Genomic DNA, 15,853 nt, shown 5'->3' with positions numbered 1-15,853 from the left:
CCCCGTCCTGTCAAACCTATGGTTTGAATTAGTTGGGGGTCAATTCGTCGTCGCCCAAAAATTCATCCCACACTCCTAAGAGTGAGTGTGGGGCTTCTTTTCGTTTAAGCTAAAAGCGCACACTGACCTGAGGATAAAGTGCGCATAGTTTACTATGCTATGGATTCAGAAAGCAAGCCCGACATATCCAATACTCGCTCAGACCAAACACCAGATTGTTCTGCAACTTCAGTACGCACTTTTTCATCCACCCAAATGTCATCCCAACTTAATTCCCACATCGCCAGTTGAACTTGAATATTCACCAATTCTTCAGCTTGAAGAGGTTCTATTTCTGCTGCTGTCCACTCGATAAACCACTTGGTTTCTGAAATTATACTAGTCACTGCTTCTTTATAAGCAATATGAGAAAATGACCTAATACGCGCTAAATTAGCAGCTATATGTCCTAAACGATTTGGTATATTGTTGTCGCGTTGAAAGTGTGCTTGTTTTTCATCTAAATTCTGGTTCATAACCACCTATTAATCTTTCAGTAATTTGCGTCACACGTTCTCGTATTGCAGGGTCTTGAATTATCATCGAGCGATTATTTTGACGCTTGGCGAATATTAATAATTGACTCGTAAGCCATTTTTTGTGTAAATGGTATCCAGTCTGCACCCCAAATGTCTTTCTGCTTGCTACCATCTTTCAATAATGCTGCTTCGCACTCAGCGTGTTGCTGTCCACCTCCTGCAAGAATCCCTTTTTCTACATCTACTGCTATTTTGATATAAACTTCCAAAGTTTGCAGCATTTCCTCAACTTGTTTGAGAGTCGCACGCTCCTTGATAATAAGTATCAAATTTTTACCTCATTTTCCATATCGCTAGTATCATAGAAATAACCAATACAATTGTTATTTTCCCTTATTTCCTTCACCACTGTAAAATTCACCTGTTTGGGGTCAACTCTAGCTACAAGCTGCAACGCTCTCATAATTTGGTGCCCAAAGCTGTGGATAGTAATCAAGGTGCTGGAAACCAACGCGTAGTGTCAACCCCAGAAGATAGAGAGGGCTGAAGCCCTGACTACAAACCTTTAATTATTTACGTTGCTCTACTTGTATTGCTAGTTTAGCTATAACTGGGAGTAAGCGCGATCGCTACGATGGTCTATGCTGACGCTTAATGTGGTGTGAAGTGCGATCATGTAGACAAGATCGCATTTAATTGGGAATCAGCACCAGAGGCAATAGTTGATGATGACATTCTTGCCTCATAAGGGTCTGGGGTTTTACAACTTCGATAATGATAAATATTTTCAATAATCTTTAGGATTTTTTTATATTTGCCTCCTCACTCTGCTACCAGTAAGCCTGATTTTTAAGAGTTTTTACAAGTGAGTGCCTCAAATCGGTTTCGGCTTGACTAATCGATTAGGTTAAGAGAAACTAACTAAAGATAGAAGTGCCAGCTAATAAAAATAATAAGTTTTGTAAAGATTCTGAGATATATATTTTGAGAGATGGAACATTAGTTAACAAATGGCAAGTTTGTATCTAAGTAAAAATGTTCCGAGGGCTATATTCTTAGCCTGCTGTTAGGGCAGTGTAGTTCAAGCGTACTATCGGGGTTGGCCAAGAGCATGGAGACATTAGAATTCATAATTTATCCAGATGGTCGGGTACAAGAGACAGTTACCGGCATTGTGGGGACTTCTTGCGCTGAAGTTACAGCAGCAATCGAGGCACAGCTAGGACTGGTACTGAGTCATGAACCAACTTCAGAATTCTTCGCCACCGAGGTGCAGCAATCTGGCTTGGCGAATACGCAAAGCACTTACAGCGATTGGTAAGTTTTCACAATACTTTATTGATCCAAAACCACCATGTCACACTTTAGCCAAATCAAAACTCAAATCCGTAACCTTGACTCCTTAAAAGATGCGCTCACCGAATTGGGCGTAGACTGGAAACCGGGAACACGCGAAGTACGCGGCTATCGTGGCCAAACTCATCCTGCTGAAGTTACTATTGAGCAGGAAAATGGCTACGACATCGGCTTTAGATGGAATGGAAAAGAATATGAACTAGTGGCTGATCTGCAATATTGGCAGCAAAACCTGTCTGTAGATGGATTTTTGCGCCAGGTAACTCAGCGCTATGCTTACCAAACAGTGGTGAAAGAAACCGCTCGCGTTGGCTTTCAAGTCGCCGAACAGAAGCAACAGGAAGATGGTTCAATTCGCCTAGTAGTACAACGTTGGAGTGCTTAATGTCCGATTTTCTGCCGTCATCGGAAGAACAAGAAGACAATCGTTCCGGTTTAGAACCAGAGTTGGGCGGTTTTTTAAGAGATGCGCCAGAACGTTCAGGTTTTGAGCCGGAATTGGGCGGTGTGCAGCGACAAAAGGGTGTTTATGTTGATGAAATTACCTGTATTGGCTGTAAGCACTGCGCCCATGTGGCCCGTAACACCTTTTATATTGAACCAGATTATGGGCGATCGCGTGTAATTCGCCAAGATGGAGATGATCAAGAGGTAATTCAAGAAGCAATTGACACTTGTCCTGTTGATTGCATCCACTGGCTTAATTACACCGAACTCAAAAACTTAGAACAAGAGCGCCAATATCAGGTAATTCCTGTGGTTGGTTATCCGGTAGATCATGCAGTAGCTTCTACCGAGCGACGACGTAAAAAACAAAAGTTAAAAAACAAAAAATCCCGTTATTGAACGCAAAAGGGCTAGTAAAATCAGCCCTTTTGCTTGTTATTATGCGTCAATATAGCGTGGATAAACAGCCCAATAATTCTAGCTCCAAGCTTAACTTTTTTGAACTATAAATCCCTAATTAGTTTTAACTAATTAGGCGCAGGCGATCAATCTGTTAGCTGCTAAATGCCTTTATTTGAGACTTAGAGGATCGTGCTGTGAAAGTAACTTCTCTACTTTCGCTTCGTCGATTCTACTGGTTAATCTTCTAGCTTCGTGCAAGTCTCTAGTGGTTTTTGCCAAAGTAAAGGTTGAGCCAACAGAGAAAGATAAACCCATACCCATAAAGCCTTTTATCCAGTTATCTACAGGCAAGTTAACAATGCCGAAAGTAGTCATAGAAACAGATAAGATAAAAGCTGCCCACGTTTGAATAATCCAAGCTGCACTGTCTTTTTGTGGCCCAATTGTTTGCATATTCCCAACCTTTACCCTGAATGATTTAAATCTGATTGTATTGATTGGTACACTCAATGGCAATGGTAATATTTCCACTTTGGCAACTGGACTCACAAAGACTAGCTTAAAAGCAATTAAATCAAGCAAATACTGGTACAGACTGTGTACCAGTTTTGCAAGTGGACTCAAAAGAATGTATTTAACTATTGGGACTCTGAAAATGTCTGTACTTTGCCATCAGGACTAAGAACAACTCGAATTCTGACATTTTGCCCGTATTTATTGTTAGAAACGAAGGGTTTACCAATGTCAGGTATGCCGGCGCTGTCAACATATTGTCTTGCTGCCTGATTCAAAGGCAAAATTCGTTCAACTGAGCCATCAACACCCAGCATCAAACTATACTCTAGTGTTTGCGATAATCCAGCAGGTGGTTGCCAACGCTGTTTCAAGTATTCTCTAGCTTCGGCAACTTGAATTGTGTCAAACAATGTGCTGTTGGTGGCTACTTCTGTGGATATAGGCTTTTTACTTCCTGCTCTCAATTTTTCAACTAATGGATTTTCGTCACCCGTCACAGAGGCAGTAGTTGGGGGGGAATTTATTTCTCTCTCTAGCTGTTGTGGATCTAGTGGAGAGTAGGCTGGGATGGGGATATTACCAGGGTTATTGGGTATGGTGGCAATGGAAGCAGGGAGTGTGGATATCTGGGGAGAGATTTTGGCTTTGCTATTCGGTAAATTCTGCCCCCTAGGGAGAGCAGTTTCTCTTTGGGGATTTAATCCTGTGGGTTTCTGTTGGGAATTTTGTTGAAAGGCAACTTGCGAATTTGTTCTTGTAGGGGGTACTGCAAACTGCGGATTGGTGGGATTTTGTGTCTGAGGTATATTCAGTGAATCCCTAGGGACTGTTTTGGCAGTGGCGGGAAAGGTGGAATTGGGGAATGATAGGGGTGCTTGGGGCAAACTGGAAGTAGGAAGTGGCGGAGTAGCGCCTAGAAGTGGCAGCGATCGCAAATTATCTGGGGGGGTGATTCCAGGTTGAGGCGCAGGGAAGCTGTTTTCGGTTAAAGGTTGTGAGGCAATTTTTGGCGCTGGCGCTGCTGTTTTGGCTATTTGCTGCTGCTTTTGCCTGATATGACTAGCATATTGCCAGGTTAATGGTGTTAAACCCACAGATAATACCAACACTGCGGCGACAGGTGCCCAAGCAGGTAAACGCTGACTGTAACTAGGGCTGTTGACAGTTGGTAGTGTCATCACGTCAGTTGAGTATTCATCTAAAGCCGTAGCTAAATCAAATAGTTGCAGCAGGGTAAGTTGAATAGCAGGGATAGATGTCTGGTTGGTGTTCCCTTGGCGTCTCGAAGAGAGAGAACCGAGAAAGAGGTTATGAGTAAAATAATTGCTCGGTTCTAAGTGGATATATGCCCCTGGCATTTGTTCGGGAACTAACTCTAATCTCTTAGCCGACAGTGAAGTAGGGGAAAAATCTTCTGGTAATTTTGACTCATCAGACGCTGCGCTTGACTCTTGGAGTCCAGAGAAGCTAACCCAAAAGTTTTCCGGAGACTGTTGGAGTAATTCCTGTACGTAGTTTGTTACCGCATCACACAAAGCTTCAAGTTGGTCGCGATCGCCCCGAATTGTAACCCTGTGTTCTTCTGGTAGTCGCGGATCATCAAAGCGCAACTCGAAACTTAGCTGTTTGAGGACAGTTTTCCCCATCCAACGGGATAAAGGTGAGCTTTGCGCCGATACTTCTAGTGTGCAAGTGGGGGGCGTATAGCGACGGATAACAGAATTTAATCGTGGCATGACGGGAATTGCGATGGAGACGATTTGGAATTTTGGATTTTGGATGAAAGGATTTTGGATGAGAAATCTTAAATCTCAAATCTCAAATCTCAAATTTTGTGGAACGGTCTATTAGTGCTAGCCACAGACGGCGGTGTCCACCAGGAGCACTATAAAAAAGTAAATCTACCAGCAGCTTTAATGCTAGGTGACTAAGTAAATCAGTCGAGATTTTTTCGTCCTCTTCCATCCGCTCTTGGTAGGTATTGCAGAAAGCATCAATATAGTCTCCAAGTAAAGCAGTCTGATGAGGTTCCCGGTTATTATCCGCCATTTGTTCTAATAGACCAACAGCACGGCGAATCAATTCCTGGTGCTGTTTGGCAAGGTAGCAGGTGATGAGAACTAGCGATCGCGCTTCTTCTACATCTAGTTTTTTTCGCCCTCCCTGACCTTTGCGTAAGGGGTTTGACTGGCGCAGTCGCCATAAAGCTACGCGATCTGGCACTTTTGACTCTAAATTCAGATTAGTTGCTGCTGAGAGCATAGCCTCAGAACCAATGCCAGTTAAAGTTTCTAGCGCCAACAGCACCAAGTCTAATTGGGTTTTGATATTGTCCCATTGAACTGAGTTTGGGGCTGGAAGCTTATTCAAGTCCTCCCACTGGGAATTTGGCGTGGCTGAATTGGCAACCGGGTGCATAACTTTTAGCATAGGTGATCAGGCTGATAGAGGCTGTTGCTGTTACCCATTTTGAAACCAGACTCTCAAGCTGTTAGGTTGGGTTCCTTGAGCTTGTTGTGAATCAGTTTAATAAGCAGCAGCTGTCTTTGTTTTACTCTAGATGAAAATTTATGTTCCACAAAGAAGAAATTTCACCGTTCCTATGATGTTCTCGCTAGTATTAATCTCTAGCTAAGTACGAAGGTATAAATAGACCTAGAATAGAGTGTTAATTGCTAATTGAAAAGCTCCGCATTTCCAGGTAAATCTGTCATTTTGAAAGTAGCTTTACCCAAGGGTAGAATCTTTGAGTTGTTTCACTACACTGGGTTTTCCTTATACCATTTTAGATTTTAGATTTTGGGGAAGCAACGTGCAGAAATGTCTCACATATTACGGAATTGCACCAGTAGTCATCGCTTTTGTGAGAGCCAACTGTCGCCATCATTTCTCAAATTGGTATTACTATGACAAAACAGCATTTGCGTAAGTTTCATAATTACTAATTGCTCATCATAGTTAGGTAATTAGTAATTAGTAATTAACAATCAACAGCCTTCAGTAGTCACATTTATTTCCGCTTTATTCAACATAGGCGATGGTGACGCCACTGCCGCCATCTGCTCGTTCTGCTGGTTCGTAGTGATTAACTCTGGGGTGCTGTTGCAAAAAGGCGTGAACACCTTGGCGCAGTTTACCAGTACCATGCCCATGAATAATCCATACGGGGCCGACAGCTTCCGAAATGGCTTTATCTAACATATATTCAGCATCAGCCACCCGGTTTCCGCGCAAATCGATGGTATTTTGAGAGGTGCGAATGGCTGGGGCTGGTGGCGGTGGTGGAGTTACTACTGCTGGGGCTGGTTTGTGTTTAACGACAGGTTCGGCTTTTTGCCCATCTAGAGATTCTACATCTGCTAGTTGCACCGTCATTTTCATGATTCCAAAGCGGACAGTTAATTCCCCATCTTCATCGGGGGCGGTTAATACTTCTGCTGTTTGTCCCAATTTAGGAATGCGGAGGCGATCGCCTACTTTGGGCATAAACCCAATTTTTGCTTTGGGTGGCGGTGTCGGTTGAGACTTTTGGGCAATTTGATTTAAAGCGTTGGTTGCTTGCTGGGCATCTTGGGCGGTGGGTTTTCCTTGCTGTAAGCGGCGAATTACTTGGGCGATTTCACTTTTAGCACTGGCGATCGCTTGTTGTACTGCTACTTCTTGGGAAAGCCGTAGCGCTTTTTCCCGTTCCTGCAAATCTGCGGCTTTGGCGGATACTTCTTTATATAAAATTTCCGCTTGTCGTAACAAATCTTGGGCTTGGGCAGCTTTAGTTTCTTGGCGGCGGCGTTGTGCTTCTAACCCCGCAATCACCAAATTAACTTCATCAGTTGCCTCTCCCACTTGGGTTTTTGCCTGTTCGATCACTTCTGGTTTTAACCCCAAGCGCAGGGCAATTGTTAAGGCGTTAGAACGTCCAGGAATTCCCCACAGCAAGCGATAAGTGGGCGATAAAGTGCTTTCATCAAATTCCACAGAAGCGTTTTCAAACCGCTCATTTTCATATTTCAGCGCTTTCAGTTCGCCAAAGTGGGTAGTAGCGATGGTTAGCTGGGCATGATTTGCCAGATATTGCAATAAGGCGATCGCTAATGCACTACCCTCTACCGGATCAGTACCTGCGCCGACTTCATCAAGTAATACCAGGGATTTGGTAATGGGTAATGGGTAATGGGTAATGGGTAATTGTTCAGAGTCTTCCCCATTAGCGACTACCGATGTATCATCCCCCAATGCTTCTAAAATCCGACTAATGCGGCGGATGTGACCAGAAAATGTTGATAAACTCTGCTGTAGGGATTGTTCATCGCCAATATCTGCCAGTACCTTGTCAAACCAAGGTATCTCTACTGGTTCACGGGCGGGGACAAATAAACCCACCTTAGCCATTAAGGCAGCTAATCCCAAGGTTTTTAGAGTTACAGTTTTTCCTCCAGTATTGGGCCCGGTAATCGTCACTACCCGAATTTGGGGACTGATGAACAAATCTACCGGCACCACTGGCTGTCCTTGTTCGTGCTGTTGTTGCCACACTAATAAAGGATGACGCAGATGCCGCAAGTTAATGATTTCGTTGTCTTGGCGCTGAATAAATCGGGGGGGATTGGCGCCAATCCAGAAGCTATAACGGGATTTGGCCGTCGCTAAATCCAAGGTAGTAGCGATCGCTAACAACCTTTCTAAATCGGGTTTAACTGCTGCTACTTGTTCTGTCAAAGCGCGGCGAATCGCTTCTTCTTCCGTTTGTTCTTTTCTAATTACCTGCCGCAGTTGGTTCCCTATGGGCACAACGCTATGAGGTTCCACATACAGCGTCGCCCCACTGGTAGAGGTATCGTGGACAATGCCGGGAATTGCGTCTTTTTGGGGTGCTTTGACGGGGATCACAAAGCGATCGCCTCGTTGGGTAATCAGCTGTTCCTGAACCGCCCCTGATTTTGCCTGGATAATATTTTGCAGCTTTTGGGTAATTTGGCTGCGTAATCGCCGTAAGTCAACGCGAATTTCTCCTAGTTTTTGGCTAGCGCGATCAGTTACCTGGGCGCGTTCATCGATACAGCGGTGAATTTCTTGCTCTAGTTCCGGATAAGTCCGCAAATCGGCAACTAATTCCTTCAGGATTGGTAAATCTTCCTGATTGTCAATCACACGCCGCAAATTTCTCGCACCGGCAAGGGTAGTGGCGATCGCTAACAGTTCATCCCCTGTTAAAATTCCGCTGCGTTCTGCCCGTTCTAGGGAATCACCGATATCTTGAATTCCCTCAAAGCAAAGTCCTGGAGTCAGGCGAGATTCCAGTTGATAGACTTCTTTTGTTTGTGCTAACAACTGTTCGCTTTCTGCCTGAGATTCAGGTATTTTTAATTGTCGTGCGGCTATAGCCCCCAATTTAGTCGCCGCAAATGTGGAAAGGTGCTGGCAGAGGCGAGGCCATTCTAGTAGTTCTAAGGTTTCAGATTGGATCAAGGCTTCAACGTCGAATCTGAAATTATAGTAGCAATTCTAGCTGTACTGTGAAACATGCTCAAATCTAACTTAGGTAGTAATTAGTTCTTTTACCAGAACGTAGGGTTGGACAATCAGGGTAGTAAACCGCTTGGTGCGATTGCAATTCCATTCTCCCACTTGATCTACTGTGGGTTTGCTAATCAATTGCTGTTCAATCCACTGTTGCACCGAGGGAATGTTATCGCTAGCGATCGCCACCCCCACATCTAGCAAGTCTAGCTCTAATGCCACCAAAATCACCGCATCACGCTGTACATGGGGAATTAACCACTCCCACTCTGCCTCATCTAGATTTTCTGTTAATTCCGCTCTTAAATCCGCCATAATTCCTCATTTTTACCCTTGTAAGCCTGATTTTACCTTATCACCCACTTTCTAGCTCAAAACCAATCAGGATTTAAGGATGAAAGGATGTGCAGGATTAATCTTGACCAGGATTTAAGGACTTCAGGATTAATTTTTATATTCCTCACATCCATCATGTTCATCCTTTAATCTGAGAATCTTGCTCCCAATTACCAATTACCCTTCGGGTTCGCCAGTTGCTCATGGGGAGCCACTGCGTTGGACGGGTTCCCCGGCTTAAAGCACGTGGCGTGGAAACAAGACGGTTCTGCGCACTGGCTCACCAATTACCTATTACCTATTACCTATTACCTATTACCTATTACCTATTACCTATTACCTATTACCTATTACCTATTACCTATTACCTATTACCTATTACCTATACCTCTGATTTCATTTCATCAATTTCAAATAAAGATACAATAACTCCAGCAACGGGAATCGAGATAAAAATACCTAATAGCCCTGCAACTCTAGCCCCTACCAACAAAGCAAAAAATACCACCACAGGATTTAGATTTAGAGCACCTTGCATAATTCGTGGCGCAATCAAGTTGTCTTGAATTTGTTGGAGGATAATACAAGCTACCAAAACCCTTAATGCTAACCAAACATTTTGAGATAAAACAATTAAAGTAATTGTGCTAACTCCTAAGGTAGCTCCTATGCCAGGAATTATGTCTAGTATGCCGATTAGCACTGACAACAATAAGGCAAATGGTACTTTTAATAATAAGAAAACTATAAAAGTTGAAGTTGACAGAAACAAGGTTAATAATAACTGACCCCGCAGAAAACCTAAAAAGCTGCGTCTGATGACATTAGTAAATCTACTACGTCGTGACTCTGGCACTATTTTAATTATAAAATTCCATAGTTTCTCCCCATCTATTAACATAAAAAAAGCAACAACTGCGATTAAGATAAAAGTAATAAAATTAGTTAAAAATCCTTGTAAGATAGCCAAACTTGTCACAATAGTTGATACAGCTTGTTCCCGTAGTTGTGTTTCAATGAGGCTTAAATCTATTTGCAAATTCCGGCTTTTAAGAAATACTTCTAGTCGCTCTATTAAAGGTACTAAAGAGTTTAAAAATCCACTAATACTATCAATTAATTGTTGTCCTTGGGATAAAACTGTTAAACCTACGGTAATAATCAGCCCGCCCAGAATCACAATGCTGAGTAAGAAAACTACAATAACAGCTGCACCGTGGGGCAAAAAACGCCCCAGCCAGTCTACTGGGTAGCTGAGTAAAAAAGCCAAAATTGCGGCGAATGTGAAAATAACTATAACTGCTTCAAAATAAGCTAAAAGCTGAACAACTGCCCAACCAGAAGCAACTAAAAGCAAAAAGCGGACTAACGCCAAATTATTCAACCGCTGCCAAAAGTTCTTGGCTTCAGAGCCACTCATACCAATTTTAGATTTGGGATTTTAAATATTGGATTGGCCATATCTGTTGCCATGGGGATAATTATTGTGGAACATTGACTTTAAAGTTACCGAACCTTGATATGCGATCGCCACTACCCTAATGCATATTTTAGTTAGCGCCTAAATCATGCATTTCATTAATCACTGCTGCACACTTTTGTGTCAATGCTTCCAATTCTTGCTTATTAGTAGAACTGGGAGCATCAATCAAGTTGCCAATCCTGACAGTGATGGGAACTGCACGGGGAATTGCCGAACCTGATTGTAAAATCTTCTCAGTACCCGATAAACACACAGGCAAGAGAGGGACTTTTGCTTTTGCTGCTAGTAGTGCTGCGCCTTTTTTGGGGTCGGTAATTCGACCATCTGGGGTACGAGTCCCTTCTAAAAAAACACCGACAGCCCAGCCGTTATCGAGACATTCTAGAGCCGAACGGATGGCAGTGCGATCAGCCGTTCCCCGACTCACCGGATAAGCACCATACAATTTAATCGCTTGTGCCAAAACCGGGACACGAAACAACTCTTCTTTAGCCATGTAGGCCACAGGACGACGCACACAATTAGAAACAATCAGCGGGTCAAAGTAACTAGCATGATTGCTGACTACCACTAAAGGCCCGGTGTGGGGGACATTTTCAGCACCGTTAATTTGAACTCGAAAGTAAGCGTGTAGGATGGGGCTGACTATTGACCACTTAAAGGCGTGGTAAAGTGCCAGACTGATAAACGGTTCGCGACTTCTACCCACTGAAGATAATTTAAATCAGACTGAATTTAGCATAAGCGATCGCCACCACTTTTCGTCAAACGACAGAAAGCTTGAGGAAAAGCGGAGTTTGGCGTCTTTCGATAGGCAATTGCGCCGTTGATTAACCCATTGGTATTAATTTCCTAATGCCACGGCTTGCTGTCCTTGAGGGGAAGTTACATAGCCGAGAAATGCTTGAACTGCAGGGCTAGCAGGGTTTTTATAGACGTAATACAGCTGGCGCTGATAGGGATAATTACCTGCATCTGGGGTTAATCCATCAATGGCCACGACTCGCGCCGTTTGCTGATTGGCGGCCTGAGAAAAGGTAGCATAGCCTATGCCATCGGTTCCCAAAGCTTGGATTAGGGGAGTTGTGGCATCTCGTGGCAGAGTGGTAAAGTTTGGCTGAGTCCCAAAATTAGCCCCCTTCAGCACCAATTCCTTAAAAGTTTGATGAGTGCCACTAATTACGGGTCGATTAATCACCCGGATAGTTGCTGGTGAGCCACCCACCGCTGACCAATTATTAATTTTTCCCTGAAAGATATCTCCTACTTGAGCGCTAGTTAATCCTTGACTGAAAGGATTTGTTTTACCAATGATCAGGGCGATCGCATCTGTAGTCACAGTAACTGCTGTCAATCCCTGGCCCTGTTCTTGTGCAGTCAGAGGTCGAGATACTGCGGCAATATTAACTCTACCTGCCAAGAGATCATCAATCCCCTTGTTACTTCCGTTGCCAACTGCTTGCACTTTTGTACCTGGAAACTTTCCCTCAAAACCTCTTTTGAGATTTTGGTTAATTGTCACCATGCTAGTAGAACCATCAATCTTCACTGTAGTACCGCTGGCTACTGAAGTTGGCAGTGGGAAAGCCGGATTAATAGCAGAGTTGGCGTTGCCTGGGGAGGTTGCTGGCGATCGCATAAAAAACCACCAATAACCACCACCCAAAAGCGCTAGAAAGAGAAGGATAAAAACAATGGGAGGCGGGCCGCTTTTCTGACTCATATTTATTTACTTTATTCTGGTAGTTGTTTACGGCTGGAATCTTCTAACCGCTGCAAACGACGAGCAACTTCGTCGTCTAATGTCATATTTTCGATTTCTGCCTGGAGTTTTTCCACTGGGTTTTCTGACAATTCGGCTAAAGCCTCTGTGCGTAAATTCCGGCGTTCAACCGCACCTTTAGCTTTTTCAAAGTCACTTTTAGCCGAACCAATATCAAATTCATTATTGACTTTGGCGATCATGGCTAGGGCTTCGTTCACCTCTGACATATCTTTCATATTCTGCATATCAGCCTTGTAGGCTTCTAGCTTCATGCGCTCTCGGTTCAGCTTATCTTTAGAAGCTTTCACTGACGCCTCAGCCTGTTTAACCATTTCCTCCAGCCTTGGCAAAATTTGCTCTGTCTGAATTGCCCTTGACATCGCCATCCGCGCCGCTTCTTCATTACCACCACGTTGAGCAACCATCGCTTGTTGCTCGTAGGTTTGTAATTCTTTAACTTTTGCCTGGTACTTGCTCTTGGCAGTTTTGTAAGCACCTTCTTGAGCTGCGACTGCTTGAGCTAACTTTTGCACTGCTAATTGCATCGACTGTAGAGATTCTTCAGCAACTGCTACAGCCACTTTGCCTCCAGACTCGACAGGCATTCCCCATAGCCAATTCCATGTACCAACTATGGTTCGCCCCACCCTTTCACCCATGATCAAGTAGATAGCTTTTTTCATATGCCAGGCTTTTTTTAGTAAAGATGGTTTTGCTTACATTTTTACTTTTATACAAACACTTATACCAATTTAATGTCAACTTTGGCTTAATATTTGGTAGCAAATGAGCAGAAAAAATATATGAAAAACCAAGGTTTTTCTAGCTTTCACATTTTAGCAATCTTAAAATTATATGCCAGTCATAAATGAAGCTGTTTATTTTGTGAAATTCCGAGATATCTTAATCATTTTGAGTATTAACCTTAACCTGGCATTAATCATTTATTGGTAATCACATTGCGACTACTGTGTAGTCCTAACCAACGTACCGCCAAGCCCATAGTCAGCATTAAAGCTGATTCTTTTTGTTCAAATTAATGATTGTATAAATATCTTTGCCCCATTGGGCAATTTCTTCGCTGCTGATTTCTGGGTTTTTATCGCAGAATACAATTAGTGCGATCGCTCTTTGTTATGCCGCAACTCCTACCAATACCCTTGGGAAATCCACACCAAAATTCTTAACCAATAAATATTCGACCTGCATTCATATAGTTAGGACTTACGCACTGTACAAATTTACCCTCTTTTCAAGCTTTTTCGATGCGTCTCTTTACGCATCCTACACGTAGTGTGCGTTCCCTAACGCACAATTTATAGGAGTTTCAATAAATAAAATCGATGAACATATTCACCATTGTTTGTCAATGCGTAAGTTCTAATAGTTTTCCAGCGCCAACAAAATCTCAAAAAACCAGGTCGTGGCATATCTTTCCCGATAGCCACGCTTATAGAACCGATTTCGATTAAGCGGCAAGTTTTGGATTAATTTGGACTAAGCAGGTAACTCAGCTGCATTACGAATATTTTCTAATATTAAGCCGGGGCTAGTGCGCTTAATCAAGCCAGTTAGCACGTTACCAGGGCCAATTTCCACTACTCGCGCAATCCCATTTGCTGGTAATTGGAGAGAAATTTCTCGCCAGCGAACTGAACCCGTCATTTGATTACTAAGGCGCTGTTTTAAGATTTCGGCATCAACTGAGGGAACTGGATCAACATTAGATAAAACAGGTACAGTAGCTGGCTGAAATATTACAGATTCGAGAACTTCTTGGAATTCTGCCGCCGCACCTGCCATTAAGGGTGAGTGAAATGCACCCGAAGTTTTTAAAGGAATTGCCCGCTTAGTCTTAACTTGGGTCATCACCGCGTGTACACCGTCTGGAGTCCCAGAAATTACCACTTGAGCGGGACTGTTGTCATTTGCTAGCACGACATCCGGGTTTTGGGCAATAGCCATGAACAACTGTTCACGGTCAAAGTTCATTAAAGCCGCCATCATCCCACCTGCGGCATTATCCATGAGTTCAGCCCGACGCTTGACCAAGTGTAACCCAGTAGACCATTCAAAGACCCCGGCGACGTAAAGGGCGATGTATTCACCCAAACTGTGACCGGCAACTAAATCTGGTTGGCAGCCTCGTTCCTGAAACAGATCAGCGAGAATGCTTTCTACCACATAAAGACTTGGCTGGGTATAGAGGGTGCGTGATAAATTTTCAGCATTGCTTTGACAGATTTCTGTGACAGACCAGCCCAAGATGGACTCAGCTTCGGCAAATTTTTCTTTAGCAGATGGTATATCTAATAAGTCCATTCCCATTCCCAGGATTTGGGAACCTTGTCCAGGAAACACCCATGCAGTTTTAGTCATTGGTAATTGGTAATTGCTAATTGCTAATTGGTAATTGGTAATTGTAATTGGTGATTGGTTTATTTCTATTACCGATTACCGATTACCCAATTCCTATCTTCCCCATTGAAAAATTGCTGCACCCCAAGATAGCCCAGCACCGAAGCCGGATGTAGCAATGATGTCATTGGGTTTAATTTTTCCTTGTCGCACGACTTCATCTAAAGCTAAGGGAATCGAGGCGGCAGAGGTATTGCCGTAATAGGCAACGTTACTGATAATTTTATGGTCTGGAATATTGAGACGTTGGGCCACGGCATTGAGAATCCGCTGATTGGCTTGATGTAATAGTAGCCAATCTATTTGGTCAACACTGAGGTTAGCTTGAAACAAGGCTTTGTCGATGACTTCTGGCACTCGTTGCACAGCAAAACGGTAGACATCTTTGCCATTCATGGTAATGGGTTGGTAAGTTCCTTTGGCAACATTAATGCCAGGAATCAATTCTTGGGCAGAGGCATTGTAGTTCAGGTTGAGATAGTGGTTTTGAGTGCCGTCGCTTTTCAGTGAAAATCCCAGTAGGCGATCGCTCTTATTTGCCTGTAATACTACTGCCCCAGCACCATCGCCGAACAATACACAAGTGCGCCTATCTTGCCAATCTACCCAACGAGAGAGGATATCCGCACCTATCAAAAGTACATTTTGGTAAACGCCTGTTCTAATGTATTGGGCCGCTGTTACCAGTCCAAACAAAAAACCAGAACAGGCAGCTGTCAAGTCAAAAGCTACTGCTTTAGTGGCTCCCAATTTAGCTTGAACTTGACAAGCACTGCCAAACAGATCATCAGGGGTGGATGTTGCCAGCAGAATCAGATCCAGGTCGGAGGCTTTAATCCCTGCGGCAGCGAGGGCCTGACTGCCGGCAATGGCTGCCAGTCCACTTAAGGAGTCTGTTGGCAACGCTAACTGCCTTTGAGTAATTCCTGTTCTCGTGGTGATCCAGTCATCTGAGGTTTCAACTATTTCACTCAGTGTCTGGTTGTCTAGAGTAGTCGTTGGTAGCGCCGAGCCACTGCCGATAATTGCTACACCTAAATTTTGCACTTTTAATCTCCCAAGCTATCAAATATCAGCTTTTGGTCATTGGTGATG

Annotated in this window: 16 protein-coding genes; 3 read left to right on the top strand and 13 right to left on the bottom strand. The window is 43.5% G+C overall.

Annotation, left to right across the window (positions count from 1 at the left end):
• Positions 1-152: 152 nt before the first annotated feature.
• Positions 153-515: a hypothetical protein gene (locus tag H6G32_RS08425; protein WP_190457040.1), complete on the bottom strand. Its 363-nt coding sequence runs from the start codon at positions 513-515 to the stop codon at positions 153-155.
• A 74-nt stretch (positions 516-589) separates the two neighbouring features.
• The gene (locus H6G32_RS08420) at positions 590-847 is read right to left on the bottom strand and encodes a DUF5674 family protein (RefSeq protein WP_375539790.1); all 258 of its coding nucleotides are present in this window, start codon (positions 845-847) and stop codon (positions 590-592) included.
• A gap of 782 nt (positions 848-1,629) precedes the next feature.
• On the opposite strand from H6G32_RS08420, the gene H6G32_RS08415 reads away from it, so the two are divergent.
• The 3 genes from H6G32_RS08415 to H6G32_RS08405 are packed head-to-tail and all read left to right on the top strand — an operon-like array spanning position 1,630 to position 2,720.
• Positions 1,630-1,839, top strand: a complete 210-nt coding sequence (locus H6G32_RS08415) for a DUF2997 domain-containing protein (protein ID WP_190457037.1) — start codon at positions 1,630-1,632, stop codon at positions 1,837-1,839.
• Positions 1,840-1,872: 33 nt separating this feature from the next.
• Positions 1,873-2,259 (top strand): DUF1257 domain-containing protein, encoded by a 387-nt coding sequence (locus tag H6G32_RS08410; protein ID WP_015211059.1) that lies wholly within the window; start codon positions 1,873-1,875, stop codon positions 2,257-2,259.
• Positions 2,259-2,720 carry a ferredoxin gene (locus H6G32_RS08405; protein WP_190457035.1) on the top strand — a complete coding sequence of 154 codons (462 nt, stop codon included), beginning with the start codon at positions 2,259-2,261 and terminating at the stop codon, positions 2,718-2,720. The genes H6G32_RS08410 and H6G32_RS08405 overlap by 1 nt, the downstream gene beginning before the upstream one ends.
• A 171-nt stretch (positions 2,721-2,891) precedes the next feature.
• On the opposite strand, the gene H6G32_RS08400 is transcribed toward H6G32_RS08405, so the two are convergent.
• The 11 genes from H6G32_RS08400 to H6G32_RS08350 form a co-directional block, all read right to left on the bottom strand.
• Positions 2,892-3,176 (bottom strand): YiaA/YiaB family inner membrane protein, encoded by a 285-nt coding sequence (locus H6G32_RS08400; protein ID WP_190457033.1) that lies wholly within the window; start codon positions 3,174-3,176, stop codon positions 2,892-2,894.
• Between the two features lie 185 nt (positions 3,177-3,361).
• Positions 3,362-4,975, bottom strand: coding sequence for a DUF4335 domain-containing protein (locus tag H6G32_RS08395; protein ID WP_190457030.1), 1,614 nt, complete (start codon positions 4,973-4,975; stop codon positions 3,362-3,364).
• A gap of 82 nt (positions 4,976-5,057) precedes the next feature.
• A complete protein-coding gene (locus H6G32_RS08390; protein ID WP_190457028.1) occupies positions 5,058-5,669 on the bottom strand; it encodes a DUF3038 domain-containing protein in 612 nt (203 codons plus the stop codon).
• A gap of 591 nt (positions 5,670-6,260) precedes the next feature.
• Entirely contained in the window at positions 6,261-8,705 is a 2,445-nt protein-coding gene (locus tag H6G32_RS08385; protein WP_190457026.1) for an endonuclease MutS2, read from the bottom strand.
• A 69-nt stretch (positions 8,706-8,774) separates the two neighbouring features.
• Entirely contained in the window at positions 8,775-9,071 is a 297-nt protein-coding gene (locus H6G32_RS08380; protein WP_190457024.1) for a DUF2288 domain-containing protein, read from the bottom strand.
• A 403-nt stretch (positions 9,072-9,474) separates the two neighbouring features.
• Positions 9,475-10,512, bottom strand: a complete 1,038-nt coding sequence (locus H6G32_RS08375) for an AI-2E family transporter (protein WP_190457022.1) — start codon at positions 10,510-10,512, stop codon at positions 9,475-9,477.
• Between the two features lie 130 nt (positions 10,513-10,642).
• The gene (locus H6G32_RS08370) at positions 10,643-11,284 is read right to left on the bottom strand and encodes a lysophospholipid acyltransferase family protein (RefSeq protein WP_190457020.1); all 642 of its coding nucleotides are present in this window, start codon (positions 11,282-11,284) and stop codon (positions 10,643-10,645) included.
• A gap of 135 nt (positions 11,285-11,419) precedes the next feature.
• Entirely contained in the window at positions 11,420-12,298 is an 879-nt protein-coding gene (locus H6G32_RS08365; RefSeq protein WP_190457018.1) for a phosphate ABC transporter substrate-binding protein, read from the bottom strand.
• 11 nt (positions 12,299-12,309) lie between these two features.
• Entirely contained in the window at positions 12,310-13,023 is a 714-nt protein-coding gene (locus H6G32_RS08360) for a PspA/IM30 family protein (protein ID WP_190457016.1), read from the bottom strand.
• 814 nt (positions 13,024-13,837) lie between these two features.
• The gene (fabD, locus tag H6G32_RS08355; protein ID WP_190457014.1) at positions 13,838-14,719 is read right to left on the bottom strand and encodes an ACP S-malonyltransferase; all 882 of its coding nucleotides are present in this window, start codon (positions 14,717-14,719) and stop codon (positions 13,838-13,840) included.
• 93 nt (positions 14,720-14,812) lie between these two features.
• Positions 14,813-15,805 (bottom strand): beta-ketoacyl-ACP synthase III, encoded by a 993-nt coding sequence (locus tag H6G32_RS08350; protein ID WP_190457011.1) that lies wholly within the window; start codon positions 15,803-15,805, stop codon positions 14,813-14,815.
• Positions 15,806-15,853: the final 48 nt, after the last annotated feature.

Source organism: Cylindrospermum sp. FACHB-282 (assembly GCF_014697195.1).
GTDB lineage: Bacteria > Cyanobacteriota > Cyanobacteriia > Cyanobacteriales > Nostocaceae > Cylindrospermum.
This window is presented reverse-complemented; position numbering and strand designations above follow the sequence as displayed.